Source organism: Noviherbaspirillum sp. Root189 (assembly GCF_001428545.1).
Taxonomy (GTDB): Bacteria; Pseudomonadota; Gammaproteobacteria; order Burkholderiales; family Burkholderiaceae_D; genus Noviherbaspirillum.
This window is the reverse complement of record NZ_LMHZ01000034.1, coordinates 213819-239078: the sequence shown is the minus strand read 5'-3', so window position 1 is coordinate 239078 and position 25260 is coordinate 213819. Positions and strand designations below refer to the sequence as shown.

Here is a 25260-nt window from a genome sequence, read left to right as displayed (position 1 = left end):
GGCGAGCCGACCCAAGGCTACCAGCTGCCTTTACGCCGGCTGAACTATTTCGCAATGCATTGCGCGGCATTTTGTCAGAGTCAATTTTGACCCTCGCCCGTTAGGTTTTGTTGGCGGTGCTTATATCGGCGAGGTGATGATGAACGGCCAGCCGATCGAGTTTCATCCGACGCCCCCGGCACGCCTTCATGGGGTGTCGACTGGAAGAAGGTGGTATGAGGCATTACAACCATACCGCCGTGTTTAATATCCATGGCAGCTCGGTATCGACCGGGCAAAACTACCTGGACCTCGATCCGGCTTACAGAGATGTGTGGGCCGCGGCGACCACCGGGGGAGCGCAAGGTCCTGGCGGCGGCGGTGGCGGTTCCGGCAGCGGGCCGACCGGCAATCCCACAGGCGGAACCAGGTAGTCTGGCAGGGTGCCATGTTGCCGAACTGCGAATCCGCGTACAGACAAGCTGCGTGGTGTGTATTTTGCATGCGGGGCTGTTCATTGAAAGTCTGGAGAGCGCATCTTGGCAACTGTCGGAGATTTCATCCTGCAGCGACTGCAGCAATGGAAGGTGCAACGCCTATACGGTTATCCTGGTGATGGCATCAACGGCATCATGGGTGCCTTGGGCAGGCAGGACGCCATTTCCTTCGTGCAGACAAGGCATGAAGAAATGGCTGCCTTCATGGCCTGCGCGCATGCAAAATTTACCGGCGAGCTTGGCGTTTGTCTTGCCACGTCAGGTCCTGGGGCCATCCATTTATTGAACGGACTGTACGACGCCAAACTCGATCATCAGCCAGTGGTCGCGATTGTCGGCCAGCAAAAACGTGCGTCGCTCGGCGGCGACTACCAGCAGGAAATCGACCTGATGTCGCTGTTCAAGGATGTCGCGCACGAGTACATCCAGATGGCGACCCTGCCCGGGCAGGTGCGCCATCTGATTGATCGCGCGGTCCGGATCGCACTCGACCAGCGCACCGTGACCTGCATCATTGTGCCCAGCGATGTGCAGGAACTCGAAGCGGTGGAAGTGCCGCCGCGCGAACACGGCACCGTGCATTCCGGTATCGGCAGCGTGGGACGCAACATGGTGCCAGCCGCCGATAGCTTGCAGGAGGCGGCAGCATTGCTCAACGGCGGCAAGAAAGTCGCGATCCTCGCCGGAGCGGGCGCATTGCAGGCAACCGATGAATTGATTGACGTTGCTGAAACCCTTGGCGCAGGGATCGCCAAAGCGCTGCTCGGCAAGGCGGCAGTGCCGGATGACCTTGCCTTCGTCACCGGCTCGATCGGACTCATCGGCACGCGTCCCAGCATGGACATGATGAACGAATGCGACACCTTGCTGATGGTCGGTTCGAGCTTCCCCTATGCGGAATTCCTGCCCAGGGAAGGGCAGGCGCGCGGGATCCAGATCGACATCGACGGGCGCATGACCAGCCTGCGCTATCCCATGGACTGCAACCTGATCGGCGATGCACGCGCCACCCTGCGCGCTTTGTTACCGCTGCTCGATCGCAAGAGCGACCGCAGCTGGCGCACGCGGATCGAAAGCAATGTGCAGCGCTGGTGGAACGTGATGGAGCGACGTGCGATGGACGACGCCAATCCGATCAATCCGCAACGGCCCTTTTACGAGTTGTCGGGTCGGCTGCCGGACGATTGCATTGTGACTTGCGACTCCGGATCCACGGCCGCATGGTATGCACTGCATCTGCAAATGCGGCGCGGCATGATGGCGTCGCTGTCAGGCACGCTGGCGACCATGGGATCGGCGGTGCCTTACGCGATTGCCGCCAAGTTCGCCCACCCGCAACGCCAGGTGATTGCGCTGGTCGGCGACGGCGCAATGCAGATGAACGGCATCAACGGATTAATCACGATTGCCAAGAGCTGGCGCGACTGGGGCGACCCCAGGCTCGTGGTGATGGTGCTCAATAACCGTGACCTCAACTTTGTGACCTGGGAGCAGCGCGGACAGGAAGGCGATCCGAAATATCCGGCGTCGCAGGATTTGCCGGATTTTGCTTATGCCGATTTCGCGCGCATGCTGGGCTTGCACGGCATGCGGGTCGAGCGCCCCGATGAAATTGGCGCGGCCTGGGACAAGGCGCTCGCATCGGACCGTCCGTGCGTGCTCGAATTCGTCGCCGACGCCAACGTGCCGCCATTGCCGCCGCAAGTCACCCGTGCGCAGGCCAGGTCGTATTACGAAGCCCTCGAAAAAGGCGACCCCGACGCGCAAGCCGTGAAGGCCGCATTGGCGCAACAGCAGTCCGAGGCGTAATGGACGTAAGGCATGGAATGGATGTAAAGGACTAACACCTACTCAATAACTCCTGCGAGGAACGATGAAAAATACCGCTCTTCCCCGTCACATTGGCTTCATCCCGGATGGCAATCGCCGCTGGGCCGTCAGTCAGGGCCTGCATAAGCAGGACGGTTACGCATTCGGCATCGAACCCGGACTTGCGCTGTATGAACAGTGCAAGGAATACGGAATTGAAGAGGTGTCGGTTTACGGCTTCACGCAGGACAACGTCAAGCGCCCGCCGGAGCAGAAGGAAGCGTTTCGCCAGGCTTGCGTGCGCTTTGCACTCGAAATCTACGAACGCGGCGCAGCCTTGCTGGTCGTCGGCGACGACGGTTCTCAGCAATTTCCATCGGAGTTGCGCCGCTTTCGCCAGCGCCAGGGCTCCGGAATCAAGGTCAATTTCCTGGTGAACTATGGCTGGCAATGGGACCTATCGGGTATCAGGGAAGGCGACGTCTATTCCAAAGACGTGTCGCGCGTCGACATGATTGTGCGATGGGGCGGTGGGAGGCGGCTGAGCGGCTTCCTGCCGGTACAGTCTGTCTATGCCGACTTTTATGTGGTTGATGATTACTGGCCGGACTTCAAGCCTGCGCACCTTGACGAGGCGCTGTCGTGGTTTGCCAAACAGGACCGTACGCTGGGCGGTTAATAAGGTTTCCGTTTCCGTGCTGGCGTCTTATGGCGCTAACTCATACCAATCCCAACCTGTAACGTGACAAATGAGATCGACGGATTTCGCAGGAGGAGTCAATAGCGGGCTATTGACGACGAGTGCAACGCAGGCAGACGGAAAAAGACGCGATCTCATGGTGCGTTATGGGTTGGGATTGGTATCAGGCATCATCTTCTTCGGTCGCTACGTCGGATTCGATAGGTTCGATCAACTGTGCATTGTTGTTGCCGACCCGGTTCACGTCGGTGCTGACCTTGTACCATTCGAAGACATCCGGCGGTAGTGCGACGGCACGTGCCAGGTGCTCGGCCTGATCGGGCGGCAGGCTGTTGTCCATCCAGAGCGCGGCATCTTCGGCTGAAAACACCACCGGCCGGCGGTCATGAACATCCACCAGTCCCCCTTCGGCGGCCGCCGTCACGATCACGAAACCCGTATTTTCGCCCGGCTCTTTTTCTGGCCGATAGCCGGTGATCGCCGCCAGAAACATCGGTCGGTCGTCCCTGCGCCGGATATACCAGGGCTGCTTGTGGCCTTTTTCGCCGGTCCATTCATACCAGCCATCGGCGGGCACAATCGCGCGTCCCGATTTCCAGAGCGATCGGAAGTAGGGACCGGTCGCCGCTTTCTCGATGCGTGCGTTAATGGCGATCGGGATTTTCTTTTCGGCCGCCCACGATGGACGGTAACCCCAGGTAACCTGATCGATATGTTCGCCGTCATCGCCGAAGCGGTGCATCAGCCAGGGCGCGGTGCCAGGCGCCACATTCCAGCTCGGCCCCCTCCCGCTTCCACCTCCATGACGGCCGAAGTCATCGACATTCCAGCCCATTGCATGTGCATAAGCGACTTGCGACCGGTGTTGTGTGATGCGTCCGCACATGATGAAGAGTCCACAATTTCAGATTTATCCGCTGACCAGTCCGTACAGCATGGCTGCATTCAGCGACACGATGATGACAACCACCAGCCATGCCAGCCGCTTCAGCCAGGCAGGATTGGCAAAGACACCCATCTTGGCTTTGTCGCTGGTAAAGCGCACCAGCGGCACCACGGCAAACGGCAACTGCAGGCTCAGGATCACCTGGCTCAGAATCAGCAGTTTCGCGGTACCGCTTTCGCCGTAGTAAACGGTCGCGATCAGTGCCGGTACGATGGCCACGGAACGCGTGACCAGACGCCGCAGCCATGGCCGCATTTTCAATTGCACATAGCCCTCCATCACGACCTGACCCGCCAGCGTGGCAGTCAGCGTCGAGCTCTGGCCCGACGCCAGCAAGGCCAGGCCGAACAGGAAGCTGGCCACCGTTGTGCCGAGCAGCGGTGTGAGCAAATGATAGGCATCCTGAATTTCCGCAACCTCATGGTGGCCGCTGGTATGGAACACCGCAGCCGAGGTGACCAGAATCGAGGCATTCACCAGTAGTGCAAAAAACAGGGCGATGACGACATCGATCGATGCGTACTTCATCGCATTACGCCGGCCTTCGTCACTCAGTTCAAAGCGCCGCGTCTGTACCGTGGACGAGTGGAGATACAGGTTGTGCGGCATGACGGTTGCACCGATGATGCCGATGGCGAGATACAGCATTTTCGGATCGGTCACGGTTTGCGAACTGGGTATGAGTCCGGCGGCGACCTCGCTCCACTGGGGGCTGGACAAAATCAGGTTGGCGCCGATGCAGACAAAGATCACTGCCAGCAACGATATGATCAGGGCTTCGAAATAACGAAAGCCGCGTTGCTGCAGCCACAGTACGACCAATACATCGAGCACGGTGAGTGACACGCCCCAGGTGAGGGGAATCCCAAATAACAGGTTGAGCGCAATGGCGGTGCCGATCACTTCCGCCAGATCCGTCGCGCAGATCGCGATTTCGCAGACGATCCACTGAAAGAACGCCGAGCGGCGTGAGTAATGCTGCCGGCAAGCCTGCGCGAGGTCCATGCCGGTCGCAATGCCGAGTCGGGCCGACAAAATCTGGAGCAGGATTGCCATCAGGTTCGACAGCATGATTATCCACAGCAGCGAATAACCGAATGAAGAGCCGCCGGCGAGATCCGTTGCCCAGTTACCGGGATCCATGTAGCCGACGGCAACCAGATAGCCGGGGCCCATAAAACCAAGCAGGCGTCGGATCCAGTGACCGTTGTGGGTCACGGCGACGCTACGCAGCATGCTCGATCCGTTTGAGCCATCGGCAGCAGTTGTCGGCGCACCCCATGGAGACGGTGTTTCTACGATGGTGGGCGGCGGCATGAAGAGTCATCCTTTATGGTGATAAACAGAGATTTAACGATGGAATATCAGCCGAACACCAGCCGAACACCAGCCGCATATCAGCGATGAAGCACCTATGCGTACAGCAAAACGCGCCGGCGAAAGCGATAAAGACGCTTTTGCCGGACGCATGGCGCGGGCACACTAATGCTGCATGCCCGCGCGGCACAACGTGGTGATCGACATTACGGTTTAATGGTCTTGCCTTTCGCCGACTTCGACAGTCCGTCCGGTGCAGCACCCAGTTCGGCGCCAGTGGGCGGATCGATTGTCGGATTGGACATCGTGCGTGCAGCCATGGCATCGACAGCGGTCATCTCTTCGGGCTTCAGTTGCACGGTCGGCATGCCATCGCCGCCGTCGACGGCTGCCTGTTCATTGCGATCCGAGACGAACATCCATTGATCGCCCTGGTTCCATGAGCCGCGTGCATCGCCTTCGCCCTGCGACATATTGAAATACACGCCGGTGAAACGGGGATCGCCCTGCAGTTTGCCGGGCGGGAAATTCGGTTCGATGGCATAGAGGGCTTTTTCGAAAGACTTCTGGTGCGCAATCTCCCGTGTCATCAGGAAACCGAGGGCTTCCTTCACACCGGGATCCTCCGTACAGTTGATCAGACGTTCGTACACAATTTTCGCGCGTGCTTCTGCGGCAATATTGGAACGCAGGTCGGCGGTTGGTTCGCCGATGGTATCGATATACGCAGCAGTCCATGGCACGCCGGCCGAGTTGATCAATGGCGAGCCGCCGCCATACAGTACCTGGGTAACGTGGCTGTCATTGCCGCCGCCGCTGATCTGGCGGTACATTTCCGCTTCGGTATCGACTCCTTCGGCCAGCTTGCCTTTGTTACCTTTGTTCAGCATCGCAACCAGGCTGCCAATGACTTCAAGGTGGCTCAGTTCTTCTGTCGCAATGTCCATCAGCATGTCCTTGCGACCCGGATCATCCTCAGCCAGTGCTTGCGTGAAATAGCGACAGGCCGCAGCAAGTTCGCCCTGTGGTCCGCCAAATTGTTCAAGCAGAAGATTGGCCAGACCGGGATTGCTTTCACTGACCCTTACTGTGTACTGAAGACGTTTGTTATGAGCAAACATGGTTATCCTTTCAGACGTTGCCTGGCACTGGCGTAAGGCTGGCCAGGATTGCTTTGTTGAGTGGACGTCGAAAGGATGCAAGACATATACCACGGCGCGCTACAGGCTCGCATGTTGTGATGACCGCGCTGTCTGTGTGTTTGCGTAAGCTCTGATGAATGCCGTAACCGGAAAGTTTTACCGGCGCGTTTTATAAAATGCACACATGGACTCGCTGACATTTTCCATGTCAGAACGGACTCACAAAAATCTTGCCAAGGCATTCATAAGCTTAGGCTATTAAGCTGATTGAAAATTCCTTGCGAATGTTAGTTTCGGCCATGCGTCTTGAAATGATCAAGCCATCAAACTAGCAGCCGGCTAAAGCGCGAGTAACAGGGGGAATGTCAGCGCATCATGATGCGCCGCAGCGTGAAGCTGAACGCATCCACGAGTGCTACCAGCAAAAGCATCGCGATGATGACCGTAGCGGCCTGATGCATCTGGAAAAGCGACAGGTGGTATTTGAGCATTTGCCCGAGACCACCAGCACCGACGACGCCGAGAATTGCCGCAGCACGGATATTATTTTCCCAGCGATAAAGTGTGTACGACATCATTTGCGGCAAAGCTTGCGGCAGCGTCGCATAAAAGAACGCGGCCATCGCATGCGTTCCGTTGATACGCAATGCTGACTCCGGCTGGGGGAGCGTATTTTCCAGCGCATCGGCAAACAGTCTCCCAAGCACGCCACTGGTATGCAAGGCCAGCGCAAGCGTGCCCGCAAACGGGCCAAGGCCGGCCGCAATCAACAGGATGGACGCCCATACCAGTTCCGGGATTGAACGCGATGCATTGAGCAGCATGCGTGTCATGCCTCGCGTTGCATTACCGAAGCGGCCGCTCGCCGGAATCGCGAGCGCAGCGCCGGCAAGCGCGGCAAGCAAGGTGCCGAGTGCCGACATCGCGAGGGTTTCGGCCGTAGCACCAAGGACCTTGCGCAAAAAGTTCGCTGCGGTTTCCGGCGGCGCAAAACCTTTCAGAAAATCGACGCTGGTATGTAGCGCATCGCTGGTAAAGAGTGCCTTCCATTGCAGCGGCAGCGTCGCGAAACTGGCAATCACCAGCAATAGCAGGCCGAACAGCAGCAGCAATGTCGAGCCGCGAATATGCGGCGGTGCCGGCGGCAAGCCCGTCTCGGACAACTTCATGCCAGCCTCCGCCGCAACATCTTGCTGACACCATCCGCAGCGGCCACCAGCAGTACGAAAATGATCAGCATGGTGGCCACTTCGCCGCCGGCCAGCATCTTCATGGATTCATCCATGCGCTGGCCAAGTCCGCCGGCGCCGACAAAGCCCATCACCACCGAACCGCGGATCGCGCATTCCCAGCGGTACACGGTGTACGACACCAGTTCCGATGCCGAGTCCGGCAGTGCGCCATAAAACAACGCGGCAAGCCGACTGCTGCCGTTGTAGAGCAGTGCATCGGTCGCGTGCGGGTCGGTCGATTCGAGGATTTCCGCATAGACCTTGCCGAGCATGCCGCAGTAGGTCAATGCGATGGCCAGCACACCTGCGGTCGGACCGAGGCCAACGATACGCACCAGCAGCAAGGCCCAGACCAGTTCGGGCACGCTGCGCAACAGGATAAGCAACCAGCGTATCAACTGGCGCACCGTACGTCCCACCATGCCGATGCGCCCGGTGCCAAGGCGCGATATCGACAGCAATTCGGTAATCACTAGCGTCAGGGGTATTGCGCCAAGCAGCGCCAGCGCCATGCCGGCGGTCGCCATGGCAACCGTCTGCCAAGTGGCTTCCGCCACCAGCAACAGGAACTCGCCGGAATGCGCGGGCGGAATAAAAGAGAGCAGGAAGCGCCCGGTGGCCTGCAAGCTTTGCGCGTCCAGCAGGATCCAGGGTTTGAATTCACTCCAGACCAGCAGCGGCCACAGCACCGCCAGTGCAATGACGAATGTAGTAACGCGGCCGCGCCATGCCGGATCGCGATAGGACGTGAGACCGGATTCAGCAGAGTCCGCAGAATGAGCAGGGTGGACCGGATGTGCGGACATGCGCTTGGAATACTTAGAAACAGCCGGGAGCGAAGCGACGCCCTGTCGCGCCCTCGCCAGCGGCGATGCTGTCGGCCGTGCCGGGATCGTTGCGATCGGCTGCGGTTGTCGACGTCCCCTGCTGGTAGAGGTCGGCGATCATGCGATCGCTCACATTTTCGCTGGGCGCATCGAAGATAATGCGGCCGTGGCGCAAGCCGACAATACGCGGAAAGAGCGCGCGCGCAAGTTCTACCTGGTGCAGGCTGCATACCATGCTGGCGTTGCGGCGTGCCGCTTCCTGCTGCAGCACGTCAATCGTTTGCCGTGCCAGTGTCGGATCGAGTGCCGACAGCGGCTCGTCGATCAGGAAGGCTTCTGCGTCCGAGACGATCAGCCGGGCCAGGCTGCAGCGCTGGCGCTCGCCACCGGAAAGACGGTCGACGCGCGCATAGAGTTTGTCCTGCAGGTTGAAGCGGGCAAGCGCTTCGTACGCGGCGCGCGGGTCCGCCGGCTTGAGCAATGAAAGCAGGGCCTGCCCCAATGTCCATTGGGGCAGCCGACCTGCGAGCACCGCGGTGACCACGCGCTGCCGGGGCGGCAGCGGCGGTGTCTGCGGCGCCAGAAAAAGCCGGGCACGCAATGCATGCCGCTGCGTCGACGACAGCTTCCACGGCTCGACGCCGAATGCAGTAAAGCTTCCGCCGTCATGCGCGCGCGCCAGTGCCAGCGTATGCAGCAGCGTGGTCTTGCCCGCGCCTGACGGGCCGATGAGCGCGAGCTGTTCGCCGCGCGCAATGTTGAGCGTCACGTCGGACAAGGCATGTTGCGGCAATGTGGGCGCATAACGCACCGACACGCCGCTCAGTGAAAAGCTCATTACTTCAGCAGTCCTGCCTGTTGGGCAGCCTTTTCAATCGAGGCATAGTTTTCCGCCTTGGTAGGGATAAAGCGACTCGCACGTTGCAGGTCCAGGATCTCCTTGGCTTTCGGATCATTTTTGTCGAGTGCGAGGAAAGCATCGGTCAGCTTCTTGCGCAGCGCAGGGTTCATGTCCGAACGCACGCTCCAGTTGTAATCAAAATACCCCGGCGTTGTGTAGAACACGCGCAGCGCATTGCGATCAACCTTGCCCTGTGCAATCAGTTTTTCCCAGACCGAGATGTTCAGCGCACCGGCATCCACCTTGCCGCCGGATACAGCGGCGACTGTCGCATCATGCGCACCGGAGAAAGCGATACGCTTCATGTCGGTGTCCGGATTGACGTTCGCATTCAGCAGATAAAAGCGCGGCATCAGGTGACCGGAGGTCGATGATTCAGAGCCGAAGGCAAAGGTCTTTCCCTTCAGGTCTTCAAGCTTGCTGATCGACTTGTCGGTTGTGATGAATACCGATTTGAATTGTTCGTCTTCTTCGCGCTGTACCAGCGGGATCACCTTGCCGCCGCTGCGTACCTTCGCCTGCACAAAGGTAAAACCGCCAAACCACACCATGTCTAGCTTGTTGTTGATCAGGCCTTCGACCGAGGCTGCGTAGTCCGTAACCGGCACGAACTCGACTTTCATGCCGAGCTTCTGTTCGAGATAGCTGCCTAGCGGCTTGAACTTTCGCTGCAGCTCCGTTGGCGCCTCGTCAGGGATGGCCGATACGCGGAACACCTGTTGTGCCTGTGCCAGGCCTGCAATCAGGAATGCGGAAACGGTAAGCGCAACGCGAAGAAAATTTTTCATGCGGAAGGAGGAGCCCAAGAGTTAGAGGAAGGCCGTTCTGGCCGGGAAGAAGGCGTTGTAAGCGCCGTGTCCGGCCGCCATGATAGCAAAACTGAATAAACATCCCTTCCTTCGCCTGCCGAAGGATGTCCGGCAGGAACTTTTTTCCTGTTGATGTCTCTTAACCAGTCTTTTGGCGCGGATTGCAGTACCCCGCTTCCATACCAACCATGGCGCGCTCGCGCTGCAACATTCCTTTTATAACATTGCATGTCTGCTCATATCCACGTTCTCGTCGTTGACGATTTTTCCACCATGCGCCGCATCGTGTCCAACCTGTTGCGGGAAATTGGATTCACCAAGATTACCGAAGCCGAAGATGGTGAAAAGGCCTTGCATTGTCTGCGCTCCGGCATCCCCATCAATTTTGTGGTCACGGACTGGAATATGCCGGTCATGGATGGCTTGACCATGCTGCAAAAGATTCGCGCGACAGAGGACTTCAAAGACCTGCCGGTCCTGATGGTCACTGCCGAAGCGAAAAAGGAAAACATCATCGCTGCCGCCCAGGCCGGCGCCGATGGTTACATCGTCAAGCCATTCAACGCCGCGACACTGAAGGAGAAGGTCGACAAGATCCTGACGAAAAAAGGGCTCGCTGTCCGATGCGCATGAGTGCGATTAACCGCGCGATTAACCGCACCTGAAACATTGCGCAGGGACGACGTTAAAAGAGTACGCCGGGCACGCACTTCATGCCTTGCCGGAATACGTACCCGTGAACCCGGCAGATTGAACACGGCGCCAAACCTATGTGCCTTGCTGCAGCAGCTTTAGCGTCGCACGGGCGGCTTCTTCCGATGATGCCGGGTTTTGTCCGGTAATCAGATGGCCGTCGACCTGTACATACGAGCTCCAGTCCGGCCCTCTTGAAAACTGACCGCCACCTTTCTTCAGCGAATCCTCGACCAGGAAAGGCACCACCTTGGTCAGCTGTACCGCCTCTTCTTCGGTATTGGTAAAACCGGTCACACGCTTTCCCTCGACCAGCGGACGTCCGTTATGCAGCTTGGCATGACGGAGTACGCCGGGTGCGTGGCACACGAGGGCAACCGGCTTGTCAGCCGCATACGCGCTCTGAATCAGGGTTAATGAATCCTGGTCTTCGGACAGGTCCCATAACGGGCCGTGCCCACCCGGATAAAACACCGCATCAAATTCCTCGTGCGACACGCTGGACAGCAGCACCGTATTGGCCAGTGCCTGCTGTGCTTCCTTATCCTGCTTGAACCGTTGGGTGGCCGCGGTTTGGGCATCTGCATCGTCACTCTTCGGGTCCAGCGGCGGCTGGCCACCCTTCGGCGACGCCAGTGTGATCCTTGCGCCCGCATCCTTGAAGACATAATAGGGTGCCGCGAATTCTTCCAGCCAGAAACCGGTTTTCTTTCCGGTATTTCCCAACTGGTCATGTGATGTCAACACCATCAGAATATTCATAAGGTCATCCTCTATCGCTTGACAATGAATCAACGTAGAGTAAGCCTGCTTATTGAAAGTTCGACCATGCGGACGGGAAAAGATCTTGCGGAAATGCATGAAAAATTGCTTGCGGCGCAATGCGTTATTACCTGCAAGGTTATCGCACATCCCTCATAATCACCTGACAATAAAACCAGTTATCGAGCCATCGGACCGCATCAAGAGGAGACAAGCATGACCAGCAATGCCGAAACGATTGCCCACCGTATCTGCCCGCTCTGCGAGGCATGCTGCGGATTGGAACTGAGAGTAAGCGACAACAAGGTGATTGGCATACGCGGCCATGACGAAGACGTGTTCAGTCGCGGTTATATCTGTCCAAAGGGTGCGTCCCTGAAAGATTTGCATGAAGATCCGGACCGCTTGCGCGCGCCGCTGATCAAGCGCGACGGCAAATTTTTCGAAGCGAGCTGGGATGAAGCATTCGCCGAAATCGAACGTCGCTTGCCGCTGGTGGTGCAGGCCCACGGCGCCGATGCACTCGCCATGGTGATCGGCAATCCTTCCGCGCACAAGATTGGTCTGCTGCTGTACTTCTCGCGCCTGGCCAAGGCGATTGGCAGCCGCAATATGTTTTCGGCCTCCACGCTGGACCAGATGCCCAAGCAACTCTCGTGCGGATTGATGTTTGGTAATTGGTTGTCCTTCCCGGTACCAGATATTGAACGCAGTGATTTCCTGCTGATGCTGGGTGCCAACCCTATGGTGTCGAACGGCAGTTTATGGACAGTGCCGGATTACCGTGGCAAGGCCAAGGCCATGCGCGCACGTGGCGGCCGTATCGTCGTCATCGATCCACGCCGCACGGAAACGGCGTTGGCCGCCGACGAACATCACTTCATCCGGCCTGGCACCGATGTCTTCCTGCTGCTCGGCATGGTGCATACCCTGTTCGACGAACAACTGGTGCGACTGGGGGCGCTTGCCGAACATGTCGCCGGCGTCGACCTGGTGAAGAGCGCGGTGAGCGACTTTACGCCTGAACGCATGGCCGATCGTTGCGGTATCAATGCCGCAACCATTCGCACGCTTGCAAGACGACTTGCGAGCGCTGAACGCGCCGCGGTCTATGGCCGCATGGGAACCTGTACTCAGGAGTACGGCACGCTGTGCAGCTGGCTGATCGATGTGCTCAATGTGCTGACCGGTCACCTTGACCAGGAAGGCGGCGCGATGTTTTCGAAGGCCGCCGCGTTTTCCGCCAATACCGCCGGCAAGCCCGGCGTTGGCAGGGGCGTTATCACTGGCCGGCGCAAAAGCCGTGTGTCGGGTGCACCGGAAGTGATGGGAGAGTTTCCAATTGTCTGCCTGGCGGAAGAGATCCAGACACCGGGCGATGGACAAGTGAAGGCCTTGATTTCGATTGCCGGCAATCCGGTGTTGTCGGCCCCGAATGGGCCGCGTCTTTCCGAAGCGCTGGACGGGCTCGAATTCATGGTCAGCGTCGACATCTATTTGAACGAAACCACGCGCCATGCCGATGTCATCCTGCCCGGCCTGTCGCCGCTGGAAGAATCGCATTACGACGTTGCATTCCCGCAGTTCAGCTATCGCAATCATGCGCGGTACAGCGAGCCGGTACTGCAGCGCGATCCGGCACAGCCGCCTGAATGGCAGGTGCTGCTACGCCTTGCCGCGATCGTGCAAGGCAAGGGCGCGCAGGCTGACGTATTGAAGCTGGATGATGCGTTGTTTGCCGAAGATGTGCGGCGCATGGCGGGGGAGCATGCCGAGGCGGTACTGGCTGCCTTATCGCATCTGAATGGCCCTGAGCGCCAGATCGACCTCGCCTTGCGCACCGGTCCCTACGGCGACCAGTTCGGCCGTAATCCGGGCGGCATCAATCTTGCCAAGGTCAAAGCGGCGCCTGGTGGCATCGACCTCGGTCCCTTGCAATCACGCATACCGGAAGTGCTGCGCACACCGTCGGGCAAGATTGAACTCGCGCCTGAGATGCTACTCGCGGACCTGAGCCGGGTACGCGGCGATCTGGCTCAACCCGCTCCCGAGCTGGTCGTGATCGGCAGGCGCCATGTCCGTTCGGGCAATAGCTGGATGCATAACCTGCCTATCCTTGCCAAAGGCCCGTTCCGCTGTACCGCCCTGGTCCATTCCGTCGATGCGCAGCGACTTGGCCTGCAATCAGGAAGCATGGCGCGTATCAGCAGCGGCGGACGCTCCATCGAAGCACAGGTAGAAATCAGCGATGACATGATGCCCGGCGTGGTCAGTCTTCCGCACGGCTGGGGTCATGACATGCCCGGCACACGCATGCGCGTGGCGGCAGAACGACCTGGCGCCAACCTGAATGCCATTCTCGATGAAAGCAAACGGGATCCCTTGTCGGGCAATGCGGTGTTGAGCGGGGTGGCGATAGAAATGACTGCGGTGGTCAATGCATGACTTTATGACTGTATGACTGCGCGATGAGTGCGTAAAAAAGGCAGACCGGACGGTCTGCCTTTTGATTACATCGAAGTCCTTACTTCTTCGCTGCGTCGGCCTTCTCTTCAGCCGCATCCTTCTTGGCTTCGGCCACTTTTTTCTTGGCCTTCTTGTCGGCTTTGGCTTTTGTCTTGTCGGCATCGGCGTTAGCCTTGGTGACTTTCTCTTCCGCCTTTGCATCTGCCTTGGTCGATTTCTCCGCAGCCTTTGCGTCCGCCTTGGCCGCTTTCGCTTCTTCCTTCGTAGCCGGTGCAGTCGTTGTTGTGCCTGCCGGTGCGGTAGCAGTTTGCGCAAATGCTGCGGTGGCGAACAGGCCTGCGATCAGGGTAGCAATCAGTTTGTTCATGGTCGTCCTCTGTAGTGGATATAGGAAATCGCTGCACCTCTACAAACGACCTGTCCTGGTATCGAGTTGACCATAACGTTGTAAGCAATTGTTATAGCAACACTGTTGCTAAAAATGACATACCAAGGCTTGCTTACAGGCAGTTGCGCAAAATCAAGCTTCCGTTGCATTTCTTACCGCAAAGAGTTTCGTGGAGGCAAAATTACTCATCGTTTTCAAGGAGCTAAGCATGCGCAAGAAATCACCACTGGTTGTACAAGAGGGTTATACGCCGAATCATTTGCTGGACACGCTGATGACAATGCTCGGCGCGAAAAGCGATGCGGCGCTGGCCCGTATTCTCGCCGTGCCGCCGTCAACCATCAGCAAGGTGCGCCACAAGCAAGTCGCCATCAATTCTGATCTGTTGCTGGCAGCGCATGAACTGACAGAAATGAGCATCCGCGAATTGCGTGACCTGATGGGGGACACCAAGTCCAAATATTGGCTCGGTGGCATGGATAGCGTCGTTAAGACACGTACCATCCCCGCCATGCCGCGCTACCATCGCGAAGCGTCGCAGATTGTCAGCCATGCCTGAAAATCGCACACGAGAAACCGTGTCGCAAAAAATTAAGCGGTACATGTTGCAGGCATGTACCGCACGATGAAAAGGCGATTTGTCACATCGCCTGAATCTCAACCTGCATTCAATTAGTTTTTATTTCCGTTTTCCTGCTCCTGGTTTCCCTGTTCGTTGTCGCGCGCATCTGTTTGCTCGCCACGATGGCTCGCCCTGCGATCCGCTGAGTCACGCGGGACCGCGCGTCGCTCGGCCATGCGGCGTTCGCGGAACTTGTTAAGGTCGTAACTTGCTTGTTCAAAAGGTGTTTCTGGTCGCGTCATTCTGTATCTCCGCCATAGGAATCGGCATTCGCCTGTACCAAGTCTAAGAGCTTGGCTCTGCGCAACTTTGATGCGGAGCAAACGCACACTAGTCCTGTACAAATCAGGACAAAGGAGATTGCCATCCTACAAACGCTTATAACAAGCGCCTAAAGACAAAGCGCATAGGCAATCTGGCTTGTCGGTCAATGCAGCCATCGGGCTATCAGCGTAAAATACTGTATATAAAAACAGCATGCAAAGCTGATGGAACTGATCGACAAGCTGGCTTGGGCATTGGCCCATCGCGAACACTTTCCCCTCACCTCAATACTGCGAATCCGAATCTGATTGTGCGTGTCCCGGGCATTGGTTTGCGCAATGCGCGGCGACTGGTGGAACTTCGCCGGGCACGGCGAATCCGTTATGCAGATCTGGCACGTCTTCGCTGCAGCATGGACAAGCTCAAACCATTCATTGTGACCGCTGATTACCGGCCGCAGCACGACACTTGACGCGCGTGGCGCAACACTTTTCGCATCGCATGGGCAAAAGCAGCTGGATGATCGGCACGCCGAAAGGTTCGGCCATATGGGATGGCACCGGACTGCACTTCGGCCCTCCCGTGGCGCGCGTCGACGACATCGCGGATAGCGGCGAAGCTCTGTGGCTCGCGTACTACCGCAGTATTTTCAATCCCGCCCGCTTGAATACCGGGGCGATGGAGATGCATATGCCTGTACGTTACTGGAAGAACCTGCCGGAAGGCAAACTGATTCCCGAACTGGTCAGCCGTGCCGGGACTGGCGGCCAGCGCGTCGGGCAGGCCAAAGAAGTGGACGTGCGCAAAGGAAAAACCATCGACATCGCTCCTGCGGATGCGCAGCCGCAGCGTGATGCGCCGACCGATCTTGACCAGTGCCGGCGCTGTGATTTATGGAGCATGGCAACACAGGGTGTGCCTGGCGTCGGACCGGATCATGCGACGATCATGCTGGTTGGTGAACAACCCGGCGACCAGGAAGACCTTGCAGGGCTGCCCTTTGTCGGGCCCGCCGGAAAACTGCTGGACGACGTGATGCAGCAGGCTGGCGTGGACCGCGATACCGTCTACCTGACCAACGCCGTCAAGCATTTCAAATGGGAGCCACGCGGCAAGCGGCGCCTGCACAAGACGCCGGGACAACGCGAGATTTCAGCCTGTCATTACTGGCTGGAACACGAGATTGCCGCGATCAGGCCCAAGGTGCTGGTAGCGCTGGGCAGCACCGCGCTCAAGTCGATCATGCAAAGCAGCAAGGTCACCTTGAACAGCATGCTCGGCAATCCTGTCCAGCATGACGGCCAGTGGGTGGTTGCAACCTATCATCCGGCCTACGTCTTGCGGGCGCCGGATGAACAATTGAAAGCGGCGGCCTTCGCCGACATGGTGAAAGCACTGCAAACCGCGGAGCGGCTTATCGCCGGGGACGCGCGACATCACTGAATATGGAAGCATGACAGCCCGCAAATTCCCGCACCTCGCCTTTGTCGACCTTGAAACAACTGGCGGCTCCGCCACCGAAGACCGCATCACGGAAGTAGGCATCATCGAAGTCGACGATGACGGGGTGCGCGAATGGAGCAGCCTGGTGAACCCCGGCATCACGATCCCGCCATTCATCCAGTCATTGACGGGGATTTCGGATGAGATGGTCGCCGACGCGCCACCGTTCGAAGCGGTTGCCGATGAAGTCGCCGCACGCCTTGCCGACCGTGTATTCATCGCCCATAACGCACGCTTCGACTACGGCTTCCTGCGCAATGAATTTCGTCGTATCGGACGCGATTTCCGGCCGCAGGTGCTGTGTACGGTACGGTTGTCACGCAAATTGTTCCCCGGCTTCGCACGACACAATCTCGATACGCTGGCCGAACGCCACAAGCTGCATGTGACCGAACGTCACCGCGCACTCGGCGATGCGCAATTGATCTGGCAGTTTTGGCAGCGTATCCATGAAGAGCATACGATTGAAACCATTGATGAAGTTGTCGGCAAACTCATCAGCCAGCCCACCATCCCGGCGCGGCTCGATGCGCTGCAGATCGATCAGATGCCGGGGTCGCACGGCGTCTACCTGTTCTATGGTGAAAACGATCTGCCTTTGTATATCGGCAAGGCCAACAACTTGCGTCGCCGCGTGTTGTCGCATTTCAGTGGCGATCATATGTCGTCGAAAGAGCAACGGCTCAGCCAGCAGATCGAACGCGTCGCGTGGATAGAAACTTCCGGAGAACTTGGCGCATTGCTGCAGGAAGCCGCCTTGGTCAAGGCATTGCGGCCCGTCTATAACCAGAAGCTGCGCGACAACGAAGAAGTCTGTTCCTGGCGCCTGACGATGCGCAAAGGCCGGCTGGTGCCGGTGCTGACCACCACCGATGACCTGTTCTTCGGTATTGATCCCAGCATGTATGGCGTGTATAGCAGCACCCGCAAGGCCAATGACGCGATACGTGCGATCGCCGATGCCAATGGGCTTTGCCATCTCTTGCTCGGACTGGAAAAAAGCAGAGGCGGCAAGGTTTGTTTCGCCAGCCAGGTCGGCAAGTGCCCGGGTGCCTGCGCCGGCAAGGAGAGTATCGACGCGCACAACGCCCGGGTGCTGGCGGCACTGGAAAGTTCACGCCTGCAGCCGTGGCCGTTCAAGGGCCCGATTGCCATCCGCGAAAACGAGACTTTTCATGTGGTCGACTGCTGGTCGTATCTGGGTGCCGCGCGTACCGGTGAAGAAACGGAGATGCTGCTGCAGAAAGGACGCCATCCATTCGATCGCGACGTATACCAGATCGTGCGCAAATGGCTGAAAAAGCCCGGTGTGCAAGTTGTCGATTTATAACGACAATCAACTATCGGTTACTGAAGATGTTGCCTCTCTGGCATTGTTCCCTGATAATGCCGGATCGTTTCTGACCGTCCGGCCATGCCACAATCTTCCCCGAACTCGATCGAAGATCGCCTCTATGTGCTGCAGAAGCGCTGGGAAAGGTACGTCGCCGACGGACGTTTCGAGCAATTCATCGAGTTCGCCGTCGCCGTCAACAGTTTGGCCGAGTATTTCAATCGTCTGCGTCTGCCTGGCCTGGTGCGCTTGTGCGAAGGCCTTGAAAATGCCGCGCTTGCCCGATTGGGCGACGACTCCACCCATCCGATTTCACAGCAGGACGTTCTGGCGCTGCAGAGACAGATCGATGCGCTTGCAGGCGCGGTCGCCAGCTCCCGTTCCTCAGGTACCGGTCGGCGAACCCAGGAAGCCGCAGCGTCGGTTGCCGACATCGACTGGATCAAGCCGCGCTCCGTATGGCTGGTGGCCGGGATGGAAAAGCGCGAGATGGCAGACGCGCTGATCCGCCAGCTGCAGTTCTTTGGTTTCAAGGTCGGCGAGCATGCCTGGGACGACCCGGACCATGCCGATGAAAAGCCGCTCGCCGTGCTTTTCATCCCTGCACAAGAAAACGCCACACCAGAGGAAATCGCCCGCATCTCCTCTGTCCGCGCAGCCTGCCCTGCCAGCCAGCTGATCTACCTCGGCGTCGAATCGGCCATTGAGCCTATCGTCGCGCTCATGCGCGCCGGCATCGACGTCACCATCCCGGCCGAAGACCAGCCGGCCATGGTCCTCAATTGCATCCTCGACCTGGTCCAGACCAAGGAGCAGGAGCAGTACCGGGTGCTTGTGGTGGAAGATTCCCGCGTTGCGGTTGCGCTGATCCAGAGAACACTGGCCCAGCATGGCATCGATACCCACGCGATCAACGATCCGGGCAAACTGCTCAATGCGCTGGAGTCCTACAAGCCCGACCTGGTACTGATGGATATGTACATGCCACGCTTCAACGGTGTCGAAGCTACGCGTGTGCTGCGCCAGATGGCCGCCTACAGTTCACTGCCGATCGTTTATCTGTCCGGGGAATCCGAAGTCGGCATGCAGGTCGAAGCGCTGCGCCTCGGCGGGGACCAGTTCCTGATGAAACCTTTCAATCCGGTGCTGCTTGCCGCAGTCGTCAAGACCCGGATCGAGCGCTTCCGCGAAGTGCGGCGCTCGACGCGGCTGGATGGCCTGACCGGGCTGTTTAACCATACGGCGGCCAAGTCGCGTCTGAAAGTGCTGGTTGATGAGCTGTCGGGGCTGTCGGGTCCTTATCCCGCTGACCCGAGCGGTTCCGGCGAACTTACCGTGGCCATGATCGACATCGATCATTTCAAGTCGATTAATGACACCTACGGCCATCCGGTCGGCGACCAGGTGATCCGTGGTCTCGCCTGGTTGCTGAAGGGCAGGTTACGCTCGATCGACCTCATCGGCCGCTATGGCGGAGAAGAGTTCCTTGTGGCCTTGCCTGGCGTCAGCGCCGAAAAAGCCATCGCTGTCATTGACCGCATCCGGCGCGATTTCTCCGGCTTGCCGCATGCGCATCCTGAAGGTGCCTTGTATGCCACCTTCAGTGCCGGCGTCGCATCCTATCCGGTAACGCAGACCGCGACAACGATGACGGAGGCCGCCGACAATGCGCTATTGCAAGCCAAGCGCCTTGGACGCAACCGTGTCGAGTACAGTGCCGGACTACACGTTGTCCAGGCAGAAAGCGATCTCGATTTGTCTTAAACATTCCTGTTTTTGCGAACAAAATGTCTTAAGAACTTCGCTTTTTTAAAAACAAAAGCTTGTCTACGATGAGGGTTCCTATAGCACTGGAGACTTTAATGAAACCGACCATCGTTGCCAAAGGCGTCAGGCTGACGCAGGTATTACGCGATTACGTGATACGTCGGCTGCAATTTTCGTTGAACCATGCGCGCCAGTCGATCAGTGGCGTCATTGTCCGCATCTCCGACCAGAATGGACCCAGGGGCGGTATCGACAAGCAGTGCCGCATCCAGATCAATGTACCGGGTATGCCTAGTATCGTCGTCAGCAGCACAGCCGCGCGGATTGCGGAAGCGGTCGACCTCGCGGTACATCGTGCCGCCATGGCGCTGGGACGCACGCGTTCGAGGGCAAAGAGCATAGCGCATGCACGTTACCCTGCGCTCGAATTCAATGCATAACTTGCAGCCGGCGCACCGCTCAAGCTTTTCTTCATTTACACTACTATAAGAAATCATGAAACGAGTCATTCTGTTTATCGGTACCAACCTTGCCATCATGCTGGTACTCGGCATTAGTGCCAGCCTGCTCGGTGTGAATAGATACCTCACCGCCAACGGCCTTAACCTCGGCACCTTGCTGATGTTTTCCGGCCTGATGGGCTTCGGCGGCGCATTCATTTCACTTTTCTTGTCGAAGCCCATTGCAAAATGGTCAACCGGCGCCCGCGTCATCGAGCAGCCATCCAACTCGACCGAACTATGGCTGGTCAACACGATTTCCAGCCAGGCGCAGCGGGCCGGCATCGCGATGCCGGAGGTGGCGGTCTATGAGGGCGAACCCAATGCATTTGCCACCGGCGCCACCAAAAACAGTTCGCTGGTTGCGGTATCGACTGGTTTGCTGGAATCGATGAAGAAAGAAGAAGTCGAGGCGGTGCTCGCACACGAGGTTGCACACATTGCCAATGGTGATATGGTGACGTTGACGCTGATCCAGGGTGTGGTCAACACCTTCGTCACTTTCCTTGCGCGCGTGGTTGGTTATGCGGTTGATCAGGTGCTGCGCCGAAACGACGAGCAGAGCAATGGCCCGGGCATTGGCTACACCGTCACCGTCATCATTTGCGACATTGTGTTTGGTATCCTGGCCAGCATCATCGTCATGTATTTTTCGCGTCAGCGTGAATTCCGTGCCGACCGCGGTGCCGCGCAACTGCTTGGCACGCCGCGTCCAATGATTGCTGCGCTCCAGCGTCTGGGTGGTTTGTCGGCGGGCGACTTGCCTAAAAACATGGCGGCATCGGGTATTGCGGGCGGTGCCGGTCTGATGGCCTTGTTTTCCAGCCATCCTCCCATCGAAGACCGGATCGCTGCTTTGCACAGTGCCTGAGCTTTAATCGTTGGTCTTAAGTGTGTTACCTGTTTTGACAGGCCTGAAATGAAAAAGCCGCGCAATATGCATTGCGCGGCTTTTTAATGTTTGGTTGCGGGGACAGGATTTGAACCTGTGACCTTCGGGTTATGAGCCCGACGAGCTGCCAGACTGCTCCACCCCGCGTCTGAGGGATCGAATTGTACAGGCGATGACGTATCGATGCAATCGAAAGCTGGCCAATTACATGAAATAATAAGGGCTTCCTATTTCTTCTCAGTTCAACGAAACAATGAGCAACAAACCATCCCGCACACTGACCTTCAAATGCAAGAAATGCACAAAGCCGGTTACCGTCTTTCTGCAAAAAGTTTCTGCCTGTTCGCATATTCAGCCGTACCAGGGCATTTGCACCTGCGGTGAAGTGCTGCGTCATGCCACCGGCCAGAAAGATGCTGTTGAAGCCTTCCTTGCATCACCCGATGGCAGCTGGACCCATCATCATCACTAAGCCGGTAGCATCAAACTGCCTCCATCATGGTCTTCGTGCTGTACATGAAATCACGCCGCCATCTTGACGGCGTTGCCTAGCCGTATTGCTGCTAAGCAGAAGGTTGCAGGAGGCGACACGAAAGTAGCGCCACCCGAATGCCCATGCTCAGACAGGAAATACCAGGCAAGTCGTTGTCGCATGCGCGTACAGCTTGCCATGGACATCGGTAATACGGCCTTCGGCCACGGCGACCTGGTTACCCACGCTGATGACTCGGCCTTCCGCACGGATCGGGCCTGTCTTGTCAGTCAGCGCCCTGATGTAATTTACCTTTAGTTCCAGCGTACTGTAACCCTTGCCCGCAGGGAGCATCGTCTGAACGGCGCAGCCGACACAGGAATCGAGCAGGGTCGCCGCATAGCCGCCATGCACCATGCCAATCGGGTTGTAATGCTCAGGTCCCGGTGTGCCCTGAAAAATCATGAGTCCGTGGTCGACCTCGATCGGAACAAAGTTGAGCAGGGCGCCAATCGGTGCCACCGGCAATTCGCCGTGCAAAATGGCGTTCAGGAATTCCAGTCCTGAGCGTTCGCGTAATTGTTCACGTGTAGCGACTCCCGGCGCCATCAGGCCGGGCCGCACGGCAGCTTCGTCTTCTTGCCATTGCTGCAGCGTTGCTTGCGGATCCATCAGTAAATCCTTCTTATTAAATTAATGCCTTAAAGAATGCTTTTTAACAATTATATGCATATGCACTATAATCCAAAACTGACAACTTGGCGTGCAGGCGGATAGATGACTATGCACCGTGAGATCCGCTGCATTGGCTGCAACTCCAACCCTTGGGCCCTTGCAGGAGCAGTGACATGGAAAACCAGAATACCCTGAGCTCGCGCGCCGCGTGGACGCTTACACTTGCCGCTGCGGCGATCATGATGATCACCGTCGGTGCGCGACTGACGACCGGTCTGTTCGTTTCGCCGATCAACACATCGACCCAGCTTGGCATCGTTACCATCAGTTTCGCGATGGCCGTTGGCCAGTTCGTGTGGGGCGCATCGCAGCCTATCTTCGGCGCTATCGCCGATAAGTACGGGCCGGTAAAGGTCATCGTCGCCGGCGGACTGATGCTGGCGGCAGGCACAGCCATAACGCCTTTCGTCAAGACGGAATGGGGACTGTTGTTGGCACTCGGTGTGCTCAGTGCGGCCGGAGCAGGCGCTGGAAGTTTTTCCATCTTGATCGGTGCCACGTCACAGCGTCTTCCCGCCGAGCGCCGCGCTTTCGCTTCCGGTTTTATCAATGCCGGAGGCTCGTTCGGACAATTTGTCTTCGCTCCCTTGCTGCAGGCGATCATTAGCAGCGCGGGCTGGGTGATGGCAATGCTCACGATGGCCGTGACGACGCTGGCCACCATTCCACTAGCATGGCCTTTGCGGAAACGCCCGGCTGCCACGATGCAAACACCGGCCGCCACTCCTGCTGCCGCGACGACCGTTGCCGCTGCACCGGCAGCCATGGGCCTTGGCGAGCAAGTCCGCATCGCACTGCGTGACCCAAGTTACCTGTTTTTGCATGCGGGATTTTTTACTTGCGGTTTTCACATTGCTTTCCTGGTGACGCATTTGCCTGGTGAAGTGGCGTTGTGCAATCTCCCTGCGGGCGTATCCGCAACATCGCTGGCATTGATCGGCCTGTTCAATATCGCCGGGAGCCTGACTGCAGGCATGCTATCGTCGCGCTATCGCATGAAATCACTGCTTGCGCTGATGTATGCGAGCCGCGCCGCGATGATCGTGATTTATCTGATGGCGCCGAAGACCGCGATGACCTTCTACGTTTTCGCGGCTGCACTTGGCTTTACTTGGCTAGCCACCGTGCCCCCGACCGCCGGGCTGGTCGGCAAACTGTTTGGTACGCGTTACCTGTCGACTTTATTTGGACTGACCTTGCTGTCGCATCAGATCGGCGGCTTCTTTGGTGCATGGCTCGGCGGCCTCGCGTTTGTCCGCTTCGGCAACTACAACTGGATGTGGTACATCGATATCGTGCTGGCACTCGCCGCCGCACTGATCAACCTGCCGATTCGCGAAGCGCATATTCCCGCAAGGACCGCGACCGCAGTCTGACATTGCAGACAGTAGCAATAGCGACGACACAAGCAGGAAGCGAGGAATGCATCAAAGCATTGCCTCGCTTTTTGACGCCAGCCATCTACGCAGGCGTTGCTTTCTCAGGAATCTTCCATCGTCACATTACCGAGTTTGAGCGGTTTGCCGCACTCGGAACAGTTCTGACCCGGCCTCGACAGTTTTCCGCACTCGCTATGGCGCAGGCGCACCGGTTTTGCATCCGGACATTGCAAGTATTCTTCGCCAAATCGCATGAGTTCAAGCACGATTGGAAAGAGTCCCATTCCGGCCTTGGTCAATTGGTAATTGAAGCGCGGCGGGCGCTCTTGATACGGCACCTTTTCAACCAGTCCGCCTTCAATCAGGCGGTTGAGGCGGGTGGTCAGAATGTTGGTCGCCGCCCCGGTCTGCTTTTGCAAATCATCGAAGCGCAAGGGCCCGCGAAACAGCGCCCGCAAGGCCAGCAGGATCCATTCATCACCCAGCAGCATGGCTGACCGCACAATCGGGCAGGACAGTGGTGCGGCACATTTAGTCGTTTTTTCCATAATTTTCATTTTAGACGCTTGCAAAATAAAAGTCACTAGGCTATGATGAATTCGTTACTTGCAAAACGCAAGCCACTGGGAGGCAAGCACCGCAAGTGCATTTCTCTGGCAGCCAAGTGCCGCCAACCCTTTATCGAACCTGTGGAGAATTTCAAATGAACATCAAAATGACCAGCGTTGCCCTTGCACTTATCGCCACTTCCGCTGCCGCCTTCGCGGCAGACGAGTTTGTCGAGCACACTAACTTCACGTCAACCCGTACCCGCGCGGAAGTACAAGCCGAGCTGAATAATTCGCCTGCACAAAATCAGGTTTCCACGCATCAGGAATTTGTCGAGCACCAGCCGCTCGTCTCCGGCAAATCCCGCGCCGAAGTGCGTGCCGAGCTTGAGGCTGCATATGCCCAAGGCACCTTGGGACACACTCCGGAATTTGTAGAACACACCTATGTCGCCTCGACCAGGTCGCGTGAAGAGGTGCGTAACGAAGCAATCCAGGCTGCCAAAGCAAGCCGTCCCGTGACAAGCCGTTACGGCAGCTGATCCGCAACGCGCCGTATTCTCTCTCCTCGTTGTCGTCTGTCTCGTCCATATTGTCCATATGGATGTTGGCCCGCCTCTGGCGGGCCTTTTTTCGTCATTGTTAAATGCGCTTGTTGATGCGGCCTGTTGCGCCACTGCGTCAGCGTCGATCAGCTTCCCTGCGCGTTTGCGCGGAATCAAACAGCGCTGGACCGCGATTGTTATCTTGACCAGATGCTGCGTAAGCCCAACAGCG

At 57.8% G+C, this 25260-nt stretch carries 26 protein-coding genes, 1 tRNA gene and 1 pseudogene; 15 read left to right on the top strand and 13 right to left on the bottom strand.

Annotated features, from left to right (window positions below):
- The first annotated feature begins 215 nt into the window (after positions 1-215).
- From ASE07_RS29485 to ASE07_RS19750, 3 genes are all read left to right on the top strand, one after another.
- Positions 216-413, top strand: coding sequence for a hypothetical protein (locus tag ASE07_RS29485; RefSeq protein ID WP_057292523.1), 198 nt, complete (start codon positions 216-218; stop codon positions 411-413).
- A 102-nt stretch (positions 414-515) separates the two neighbouring features.
- Complete coding sequence (locus ASE07_RS19755; protein WP_057292522.1) at positions 516-2285, top strand: thiamine pyrophosphate-requiring protein; 1770 nt, start codon at positions 516-518, stop codon at positions 2283-2285.
- Positions 2286-2349: 64 nt separating this feature from the next.
- Entirely contained in the window at positions 2350-2964 is a 615-nt protein-coding gene (locus ASE07_RS19750) for an undecaprenyl diphosphate synthase family protein (RefSeq protein ID WP_057292521.1), read from the top strand.
- A 184-nt stretch (positions 2965-3148) separates the two neighbouring features.
- Here the strand turns inward: ASE07_RS19750 and ASE07_RS19745 are convergent, their stop codons facing one another.
- From ASE07_RS19745 to ASE07_RS19715, 7 genes are all read right to left on the bottom strand, one after another.
- Positions 3149-3871, bottom strand: a complete 723-nt coding sequence (locus tag ASE07_RS19745) for an SOS response-associated peptidase (protein WP_082584309.1) — start codon at positions 3869-3871, stop codon at positions 3149-3151.
- Positions 3872-3895: 24 nt separating this feature from the next.
- Positions 3896-5248 (bottom strand): Nramp family divalent metal transporter, encoded by a 1353-nt coding sequence (locus ASE07_RS19740; RefSeq protein WP_057292520.1) that lies wholly within the window; start codon positions 5246-5248, stop codon positions 3896-3898.
- Positions 5249-5454: 206 nt separating this feature from the next.
- Entirely contained in the window at positions 5455-6369 is a 915-nt protein-coding gene (locus ASE07_RS19735) for a manganese catalase family protein (protein ID WP_057292519.1), read from the bottom strand.
- 386 nt (positions 6370-6755) lie between these two features.
- On the bottom strand, positions 6756-7559 hold the full coding sequence (gene phnE / locus ASE07_RS19730; RefSeq protein WP_057292518.1) for a phosphonate ABC transporter, permease protein PhnE: 804 nt from the start codon (positions 7557-7559) through the stop codon (positions 6756-6758).
- Entirely contained in the window at positions 7556-8428 is an 873-nt protein-coding gene (locus tag ASE07_RS19725) for a PhnE/PtxC family ABC transporter permease (RefSeq protein WP_057292517.1), read from the bottom strand. The genes phnE and ASE07_RS19725 overlap by 4 nt, the downstream gene beginning before the upstream one ends.
- A 13-nt stretch (positions 8429-8441) precedes the next feature.
- Positions 8442-9287, bottom strand: coding sequence for a phosphonate ABC transporter ATP-binding protein (locus tag ASE07_RS19720; protein ID WP_057292516.1), 846 nt, complete (start codon positions 9285-9287; stop codon positions 8442-8444).
- Positions 9287-10138, bottom strand: coding sequence for a putative selenate ABC transporter substrate-binding protein (locus ASE07_RS19715; protein ID WP_057292515.1), 852 nt, complete (start codon positions 10136-10138; stop codon positions 9287-9289). The genes ASE07_RS19720 and ASE07_RS19715 overlap by 1 nt, the downstream gene beginning before the upstream one ends.
- 249 nt (positions 10139-10387) lie before the next feature.
- Between ASE07_RS19715 and ASE07_RS19710 the strand changes: the two genes are divergently transcribed.
- Positions 10388-10792 carry a chemotaxis response regulator CheY gene (locus ASE07_RS19710; protein WP_057292514.1) on the top strand — a complete coding sequence of 135 codons (405 nt, stop codon included), beginning with the start codon at positions 10388-10390 and terminating at the stop codon, positions 10790-10792.
- Positions 10793-10927: 135 nt separating this feature from the next.
- Here the strand turns inward: ASE07_RS19710 and ASE07_RS19705 are convergent, their stop codons facing one another.
- Positions 10928-11614, bottom strand: coding sequence for a type 1 glutamine amidotransferase domain-containing protein (locus tag ASE07_RS19705; RefSeq protein WP_057292558.1), 687 nt, complete (start codon positions 11612-11614; stop codon positions 10928-10930).
- A 216-nt stretch (positions 11615-11830) separates the two neighbouring features.
- Here ASE07_RS19705 and ASE07_RS19700 point away from each other — a divergent pair, with 216 nt between their 5' ends.
- Positions 11831-14059 (top strand): molybdopterin-dependent oxidoreductase, encoded by a 2229-nt coding sequence (locus tag ASE07_RS19700; protein WP_057292513.1) that lies wholly within the window; start codon positions 11831-11833, stop codon positions 14057-14059.
- 79 nt (positions 14060-14138) lie between these two features.
- On the opposite strand, the gene ASE07_RS19695 is transcribed toward ASE07_RS19700, so the two are convergent.
- The gene (locus tag ASE07_RS19695; RefSeq protein ID WP_057292512.1) at positions 14139-14447 is read right to left on the bottom strand and encodes a hypothetical protein; all 309 of its coding nucleotides are present in this window, start codon (positions 14445-14447) and stop codon (positions 14139-14141) included.
- Positions 14448-14676: 229 nt separating this feature from the next.
- Here ASE07_RS19695 and ASE07_RS19690 point away from each other — a divergent pair, with 229 nt between their 5' ends.
- Positions 14677-15027 (top strand): hypothetical protein, encoded by a 351-nt coding sequence (locus ASE07_RS19690; RefSeq protein WP_057292511.1) that lies wholly within the window; start codon positions 14677-14679, stop codon positions 15025-15027.
- 113 nt (positions 15028-15140) lie between these two features.
- Here the strand turns inward: ASE07_RS19690 and ASE07_RS19685 are convergent, their stop codons facing one another.
- A complete protein-coding gene (locus ASE07_RS19685; protein WP_057292510.1) occupies positions 15141-15332 on the bottom strand; it encodes a hypothetical protein in 192 nt (63 codons plus the stop codon).
- A gap of 258 nt (positions 15333-15590) precedes the next feature.
- On the opposite strand from ASE07_RS19685, the pseudogene ASE07_RS29925 reads away from it, so the two are divergent.
- The 6 genes and pseudogenes from ASE07_RS29925 to htpX all read left to right on the top strand — a co-directional run.
- Positions 15591-15826, top strand: a pseudogene (locus ASE07_RS29925) (putative DNA modification/repair radical SAM protein); the annotation flags it as partial.
- A 5-nt stretch (positions 15827-15831) separates the two neighbouring features.
- Entirely contained in the window at positions 15832-16797 is a 966-nt protein-coding gene (locus ASE07_RS28985) for a UdgX family uracil-DNA binding protein (RefSeq protein WP_235548535.1), read from the top strand.
- Positions 16798-16807: 10 nt separating this feature from the next.
- A complete protein-coding gene (locus tag ASE07_RS19670; protein ID WP_057292507.1) occupies positions 16808-18187 on the top strand; it encodes a 3'-5' exonuclease family protein in 1380 nt (459 codons plus the stop codon).
- A gap of 84 nt (positions 18188-18271) precedes the next feature.
- A complete protein-coding gene (locus tag ASE07_RS19665) occupies positions 18272-19954 on the top strand; it encodes a diguanylate cyclase (RefSeq protein ID WP_057292506.1) in 1683 nt (560 codons plus the stop codon).
- Between the two features lie 98 nt (positions 19955-20052).
- Positions 20053-20397 (top strand): HPF/RaiA family ribosome-associated protein, encoded by a 345-nt coding sequence (locus tag ASE07_RS19660; RefSeq protein WP_057292505.1) that lies wholly within the window; start codon positions 20053-20055, stop codon positions 20395-20397.
- 55 nt (positions 20398-20452) lie between these two features.
- Positions 20453-21328, top strand: coding sequence for a protease HtpX (htpX, locus tag ASE07_RS19655; RefSeq protein ID WP_057292504.1), 876 nt, complete (start codon positions 20453-20455; stop codon positions 21326-21328).
- Positions 21329-21419: 91 nt separating this feature from the next.
- Here the strand turns inward: htpX and ASE07_RS19650 are convergent.
- Positions 21420-21496 (bottom strand) — tRNA-Met (locus ASE07_RS19650).
- A gap of 106 nt (positions 21497-21602) precedes the next feature.
- Here ASE07_RS19650 and ASE07_RS29920 point away from each other — a divergent pair.
- Positions 21603-21821, top strand: a complete 219-nt coding sequence (locus ASE07_RS29920) for a hypothetical protein (RefSeq protein WP_057292503.1) — start codon at positions 21603-21605, stop codon at positions 21819-21821.
- 147 nt (positions 21822-21968) lie between these two features.
- Here the strand turns inward: ASE07_RS29920 and ASE07_RS19640 are convergent, their stop codons facing one another.
- A complete protein-coding gene (locus ASE07_RS19640) occupies positions 21969-22493 on the bottom strand; it encodes a PaaI family thioesterase (protein ID WP_057292502.1) in 525 nt (174 codons plus the stop codon).
- Positions 22494-22669: 176 nt separating this feature from the next.
- Here ASE07_RS19640 and ASE07_RS19635 point away from each other — a divergent pair, with 176 nt between their 5' ends.
- Positions 22670-23932, top strand: a complete 1263-nt coding sequence (locus tag ASE07_RS19635; protein WP_057292501.1) for an MFS transporter — start codon at positions 22670-22672, stop codon at positions 23930-23932.
- A 104-nt stretch (positions 23933-24036) separates the two neighbouring features.
- On the opposite strand, the gene ASE07_RS19630 is transcribed toward ASE07_RS19635, so the two are convergent.
- Positions 24037-24483 carry a winged helix-turn-helix transcriptional regulator gene (locus tag ASE07_RS19630; RefSeq protein WP_057292500.1) on the bottom strand — a complete coding sequence of 149 codons (447 nt, stop codon included), beginning with the start codon at positions 24481-24483 and terminating at the stop codon, positions 24037-24039.
- A 155-nt stretch (positions 24484-24638) separates the two neighbouring features.
- On the opposite strand from ASE07_RS19630, the gene ASE07_RS19625 reads away from it, so the two are divergent.
- A complete protein-coding gene (locus tag ASE07_RS19625) occupies positions 24639-25025 on the top strand; it encodes a DUF4148 domain-containing protein (protein ID WP_057292499.1) in 387 nt (128 codons plus the stop codon).
- The last annotated feature ends 235 nt before the right edge of the window (positions 25026-25260 follow it).